Genomic DNA, 1,065 nt, shown 5'->3' with positions numbered 1-1,065 from the left:
CGCGTATGTTAAAATCATTGAACAATGGTACAAGAGTCCAAACGGATTTCTTGTACAAGAACGGCTTCCGGCATTATATATTAAATTTACGAAGTATTTAAACCAAACAACAGAAAGCGGAACTGTTGCAGATTATAAGGGATCTTAACTATTCTTCATAGACCAGTAAGGAGTCATCTGCCCTAGAATAGGGGAATATGATTCCCTTTTTTATTTTACAGGCGATCGTGATCTTCAGGTACATAACGGTATTGCTCGAGATCGATACGGCCGTTCCAGTAAAGCTCTACTCCTTCGCCCTCAAGATACAGCATTTGAAGCGAGCGGATTCATCGTCCATCATTGCAACCTCTCCTTTGGCGTTAACGACCCGATGCCAAGGCAGTTTATGCGCTTTGCTCATCGAATACAATATCCGCACGACCTGTCTTGCTCCTATAGGGCTTCCGGCAGCAGCCGCAATTTGCCCGTACGTCATTACATAACCTTCGGGTATTTCCTTAATGATTCGAAGCACTCTTTCTGTAAAAGGCTGCAGTTTACTTTCCGTCATGGGCCTCAATCTTTCTCTAAGCATAGCACAGCTCTCAGTCGAAATAGATATCTTTGCGGATACCGGCCTGCTCCCGCTGGCGCCACTCTCCTGGGGACATGCCTTCCACTTCTTTAAACACGCGGGTAAAATGGTAAATCGTCTTGAACCCGACCTGCCAGGCGATTGTTTTCAAGCTACCAGATGTCCCGAGAATAAGCTTTTGCGCTTGCTCCACTCGGAATTGGCGCAAATATTGCGAGAATGTCATCCCGTAGCTGGCACGGAATACACGGCCTAAGTAGCTGTTGCTGTAACCGATCTCGTAAGCCGCATCAATCAAGGAAATATCCTGGGCAAAATGAGCTTCGATATAGGCGGCCAGCCTTTGAGCCGCTTCTTGCGGCTCGTAGGTCAGCCCTGCGTCTTGTCCTGCCGCAGACGCTTCTTCCGGCTCATTCAAACTCCGTTTTCTTGCCAGCTGATAGATCAACTGGCTCAGCATTAGTGCAGATTTGGCCTGATAATAGGGC

General features: G+C 47.4%; 1 protein-coding gene and 1 pseudogene. Both read right to left on the bottom strand.

Annotation, left to right across the window (positions count from 1 at the left end; translation table 11 throughout):
- Window positions 1–215: 215 nt before the first annotated feature.
- Window positions 216–538, bottom strand: a pseudogene (locus tag ACFRAK_RS29675) (MGMT family protein).
- Between the two features lie 49 nt (window positions 539–587).
- Window positions 588–1,065: helix-turn-helix domain-containing protein (locus tag ACFRAK_RS29670; RefSeq protein WP_394573288.1), on the bottom strand; the 478-nt coding region annotated here is incomplete at its 5' end.

This window comes from Peribacillus sp. NPDC056705, assembly GCF_043656335.1.
The sequence above is the reverse complement of the archived record's forward strand: the minus strand, read 5'-3'. Positions and strand labels throughout refer to the sequence as shown.